General features: G+C 74.0%; 6 protein-coding genes and 1 pseudogene. 6 read left to right on the top strand and 1 reads right to left on the bottom strand.

The features are described 5' to 3' along the window. From AF1_RS35540 to AF1_RS31945, 4 genes and pseudogenes are all read left to right on the top strand, one after another. Positions 1–429, top strand: a pseudogene (locus tag AF1_RS35540) (hypothetical protein); the annotation flags it as partial. Continuing rightward, positions 426–872 carry a roadblock/LC7 domain-containing protein gene (locus tag AF1_RS31955; protein WP_067807971.1) on the top strand — a complete coding sequence of 149 codons (447 nt, stop codon included), beginning with the start codon at positions 426–428 and terminating at the stop codon, positions 870–872. The pseudogene AF1_RS35540 and the gene AF1_RS31955, both read left to right, overlap by 4 nt. 1 nt (position 873) lies before the next feature. Then, complete coding sequence (locus AF1_RS31950) at positions 874–1,263, top strand: DUF742 domain-containing protein (protein ID WP_067807977.1); 390 nt, start codon at positions 874–876, stop codon at positions 1,261–1,263. Further along, on the top strand, positions 1,244–1,849 hold the full coding sequence (locus AF1_RS31945) for a GTP-binding protein (RefSeq protein ID WP_067807968.1): 606 nt from the start codon (positions 1,244–1,246) through the stop codon (positions 1,847–1,849). The genes AF1_RS31950 and AF1_RS31945 overlap by 20 nt, the downstream gene beginning before the upstream one ends. Positions 1,850–1,924: 75 nt before the next feature. On the opposite strand, the gene AF1_RS31940 is transcribed toward AF1_RS31945, so the two are convergent. Next, positions 1,925–2,617 carry a cupin domain-containing protein gene (locus tag AF1_RS31940; protein WP_242609074.1) on the bottom strand — a complete coding sequence of 231 codons (693 nt, stop codon included), beginning with the start codon at positions 2,615–2,617 and terminating at the stop codon, positions 1,925–1,927. Positions 2,618–2,825: 208 nt separating this feature from the next. Between AF1_RS31940 and AF1_RS31935 the strand changes: the two genes are divergently transcribed. After that, the gene (locus AF1_RS31935; RefSeq protein WP_067807966.1) at positions 2,826–3,386 is read left to right on the top strand and encodes a DUF1707 SHOCT-like domain-containing protein; all 561 of its coding nucleotides are present in this window, start codon (positions 2,826–2,828) and stop codon (positions 3,384–3,386) included. A 108-nt stretch (positions 3,387–3,494) separates the two neighbouring features. After that, the coding region (locus AF1_RS31930) for a sialidase family protein (RefSeq protein WP_169804072.1) at positions 3,495–4,841 on the top strand (1,347 nt) is incomplete at its 3' end.

The raw sequence follows: 4,841 nt of genomic DNA, 5'->3' as shown, positions 1-4,841 counted from the left end.
GCGCCCGCACCGGCCGCACCGGCCGCGCCGCCCGCCGGGACGCCGGCGGAGGCCGCGCCGCCGAAGGAGGGCGAACTGCCGAAGCGCCGGCGGCAGACCCACCTGGCGCCCCAGCTCAAGGAACGCGTGGACGCGCGCCTCGCCGCCCAGGGCCAGGCCCCGCCCGCGCCGGCGGCGGAACCGGCGGGTCCGCGGCCCGCGCCCGAACCGGCCGGGATGCCGCTCGGCGCGCCCGTCCCCATGGACGCCGAGCCTCCGGCCGGGACCGTTCCCATGGGCGGGACACCGGACGACGCCGCGGCCCGCTCGCCCGAGACGATGCGATCGATGCTGTCGGCGATGCAGTCCGGCTGGCAGCGTGGCAGGCAGGACGCGGCCGGCGCGGAGGCCGCGCGGAACCCAGGCGATCAGGAGGACGACACCCCATGACATATGCCCAGCACTCCGGCGCGGAGGTCCCGGGCGGAGCCGGAGGTGACCTGAACTGGCTGCTGGACAGTCTCGTCCAGCGGGTCGCGGCGGTGCAGAACGCGGTCGTGCTGTCCAGTGACGGGCTGCGGATCGCCGCGTCCAGCGGGCTGGCTCGTGAGGAGTCCGACCACCTGTCCGCGGTGGCCGCCAGCTTCCAGAGCCTCGCGCGTGGGGCGGGGGAGTCGTTCGGCGGCGGGCCCGTCCGGCAGACGATCGTGGAGATGGAGTCGGCGTTCCTGTTCGTCACCGCCGCCGGCCGCGGCGCCTGCCTGGCGGTGCTGGCCGACGCCGACGCCGACCTCGGGGTCATCGCCTACGAGATGGCGATGCTGGTCACCCGGGTCGGGCGGCACCTGTCCGCCGACCCGCGGGTCGCGGTGGCCGAGCCGGGTGGCGCGTGAGATGGGCGGCACGGCCTGGTACGACGACGCGGCGGGGCCCGTGGTTCGCCCCTACGCGCTCACCGGAGGCCGGACGCACTACGACGGCGACGAGTTCGACCTCGTCGCGCTGATCACCGCCGCGGACCCGCCGGAGCCCGCGGACGATGTTCTCCCGGCCGCCCCGTGGGCACCGGAGCCCGAACATGACATGATCTTGGAGCTTTGCCGTACCCCGTTGTCGGTCGCCGAGATAGCGTCGGATCTGGAACTCCCCCTCGGGGTTGTCCGAGTCCTGCTCGGTGACCTTCTCGACCACTCGCTGATACAGGTCCGGCGTCCCGCGCCGGTGGCGCAGTTCCCCAGCGAGCGCGTACTCAAGGAAGTGATCGATGGAATCCGTGCGCTCTGACGCGACCGCCCATCCGGGCGAGTCCGCGCTGACGGTGAAGATTCTCGTGGCCGGTGGTTTCGGCGTCGGCAAGACCACCCTGGTGAGCGCGGTCAGCGAGATCCGCCCGCTGCGCACCGAGGAGGCGCTGACCGAGAAGAGCATCGGGATCGACGACACCACCGCCGTCGCGTCCAAGACGACGACGACCGTGGCGATGGACTTCGGCCGCATCACGCTGCCCAACGGCCTCGTCCTGTTCGTCTTCGGCACCCCCGGCCAGGACCGCTTCTGGTTCATGTGGGACGAACTGGCCAAGGGTGCTCTCGGCGCCGTCGTCCTGGTCGACACCCGGCGCCTCGCCGACTGCTTCGCCTCGGTCGACTACTTCGAACGCCGCGGCCTCCCGTTCATCGTCGGGGTCAACCGCTTCGACGGTGCCGGGCACCACTCCGCCGACCAGGTCCGCAGCGCCCTGGACCTGGCTCCCGACATTCCCATCATCTCCTGTGACGTCCGCGACCGCGAGGACGCCAAACAGGTCCTCATCACCCTGATCGAGCACATCATGCGGACCATGAGCGGCCGCCAGGCCGTCAGCTACTGACCGCGCGCCCGGCCCCCGGACCGTGTGCGGTCCGGGGGCCCTGGTGCGTCCGGGCGGACGGCGGCACCGCGTCCGTCAGTGCCCGGCGCGGAAGTCGGCGAAGTCGAAGCCGGGGGAGACGACGCAACTGACCAGGACCTCCCGGTCTCCGGCCGGACGGGCGGCCTGCCACACGTTCGCGGGGACGACGGCCTGGGGGACCTGCCCGCCGGTCACGTCCGCGCCGAGCGTGACCGGTTCCGGCGTCTCGGACGGCCTGTCCCCGTCCCCGCCGAGGAGCAGCGTCAGCGGCCCGCCGCCGTGCCACAGCCACACCTCCGCGGACCGGACGGCATGCCAGATCGACTCCTCGCCGGGCGGCAGCAGGAAGTAGATGCCGGTGGCGCTCGCCCGCTCGCCCGGATAGCCGTCCGGTGTGAAGGTCACCTCCGACCGCCACGTCTCCCGGTACCAGCCGCCCTCGGGATGCGGGAGGAGGCCGAGCGCCTCGGCGGTGGCGGGCCGGTCGAGCAGCGCCGCATGGCGCCCGCCCGGCCCGCGCCGCAGATAGCGGACGCGGGACGCGGTCGTCTTGTCGATCACTCCGCGGCCCGGCACCGCGCCGGGCTCGGGATCCAGCGTGACGGCGACGACCTGCCCGCCGGTGAACACGTCGTCGGCGACGGCGAGCGCGGCCTCCTCCGGCGCCCACACCGCCCCCGCGTCGGACAGGACGAACCGCGGACCCGGCTGGGCCTGCCAGGCATCGAGCGTCGTGAGCAGCAGCACGCGCCCGAGCCTAGACGGTCAGGGCGATCTTCCCGATCCGCCGCGGTACCGCCTTCGCCCGGGGACCGGGTAGGGGTGATCGTTTCGCCGGGGCGGCCCGGATGTCTCGAAAACCGAGCGGTGGCGAGTTAAGATACATCGCGTCTTGACCCTCCAGGTGCTGGAGGGAGCAGGCTGCGGAGGCAGACCGCCTCGAAGGAGAGATGCGATGAGCGTCGAGCAGCATCCCGCGCCCGCACTGCGCGCCTCGGACCGTGACCGCGACGACATGCTCGTCCGGCTGCACACCGCCTTCGCCGAGGGGCGGCTGGACGAGCCCGAGCTGGACGAGCGCATAGACCTCGTCCTGGCCGCGCGCACCCACGCCGAACTCGGCGCCGTGGCGGCCGACCTGCCCTCCGGCCGAGCCGTCCCGGAGGGCCCCGGTGGCGGGACCGCGGGGCGCTTCCAGATCGCCTACAAGGGCTCGGTCACCCGTGCCGGACGCCGGCGGCTCCCCGAACGCTTCACGGCCGTCGTCTACAAGGGCTCGGGCACGCTGGACCTGTGCGCCGCCGACCTGGAAGGCCAGGTCACGACCCTGCGCGTGCTCGCCTACAAGTCGCGGGTGGAGATCATCGTGCCTCCGGGGATTCGCGTGGAAGCGGACGGCGCGGGGGTGTCCGCCGAGATCCACGGAGACCCTCCGGCCGGTGCACAGGTCGTCCATGTCCGGGGTTTTGCGTATAAGGGGGTTATCAGTGTGAAAGGTCTGATACGTCGGCCCTGAAGTGATAGAACGCTCCAGCAGCCCCATTGGCCGCCGTTCATGCGGATTTCGGTACAGGACGTCCCATGGCGCGATTTGATGGTGTCCTACGGACCGTAAGGAGCGCGTGTGACGGCGAGGAGCCCGGAGCAGGACGAGGCCCGGCTGACGGCCGAGGGCGAGCCGGCGGGCTCCCGCCAGGTCCGGCGGCGGCTGACGTTCGGCGTCGCCGGGGACATCGCCGGCATGCCCGCCGCCCTGTCGCCCTGGCAGCGCGCCTACGAAGCGTGGCGGACGGCCGGGCTGGACTGGGGGCACGGCGCCCCGCCCCGGGAACTGCGCGGGGAGGGGACGAGCCCCGGCGCGGTCCGCCCGGAGAGTCCGCCGGACGTCCCCGAACCCGCCGAGCCGAAGCCCGCGCCCAGGAAGGTGAAGCGCGACCCGGGGGACGTACTGGTCGCCGGGCCCCCGAAGCCGGCATCGATGCGGCGCTTTCGCGTCCGGGCGGCGGTCGGGGCGGGGCTCGCCGTGGTCGCCGCCGGGACGATCTTCGCCGTGTCGCGGGGCGAGGACGCGCCGGACGGGCCGGGCACCCCCGCCCCGATCGCGGCGGACGCGCTGTTCGCCGCCGACCCCGCCGCGACGACCGACGGCCTCGTCCAGGAACTCACCGCCATCGCGGCCGGTGGCCGGACGATCGTCGCCGCCGGTACCGAGGGCGACGGCGTGCCCGGACGGGAGCGCGCCCGGTTCCTCGTCTCCACCGACGCCGGGCGCGTCTGGAAGGTCGCCAGGATCCGTACGGCGGACGGCGCCACCTCCCCGGCCGGCGACACTCCGCGTCTCGTCTCCGGTACCTCTGGGCGCTGGGTCGCGCTCGGCCGGACGCCCGGTGGCGGCACGGTGGCGTGGACGAGCGAGGACGCCGGGACCTGGACGCGGCGCCCCCTGGGCCCCGCGTTCACGCCGTCCGACCGGGTGAACGACCTGACCCGCACCGCCCAGGGCTTCGTCGCCGTGGGCGCCGCGACGGACCGCGCGCTGGCCTGGAGTTCGGCGGACGGGCGGGCGTGGCAGCGCATCGACGGCATCAGGGGGATCACCGGCCTGGACCGTGTCGCGGCGTCCGGGAGCGTCGTGGTGGCGCACGGTACGTACGCCAGGAAGGTCGCGAAGAAGCGGGGCCGGAAGAAGGTCACGCGGACGGTGCGCGGCGACGGCCTCTGGCGGTCCGCCGATGGCGGCCGGACCTGGACGGCCGTGAACATCCCGCAGGCGCAGGGCTCCTACGGCCCGACGAAGGGACTCGTGGTCGGTCCGGGCGGGTTCGCCACCGTCCGCGAGGGCAGCCGCACGACCGGGCGGAAGAAGCACCGCAGGACCACGCGGTTCGGGGTCCTGTTCAGCTCGGCGGACGGCCGGACGTGGCAGGCCGCGAGCCGGTTCGGCGGCTCCGGTATCGAGCGCTTCGGCGGG

The organism is Actinomadura formosensis NBRC 14204, from assembly GCF_001552155.1.
GTDB lineage: Bacteria > Actinomycetota > Actinomycetes > Streptosporangiales > Streptosporangiaceae > Spirillospora > Spirillospora formosensis.
The sequence above is the reverse complement of the archived record's forward strand: the minus strand, read 5'-3'. Positions and strand labels throughout refer to the sequence as shown.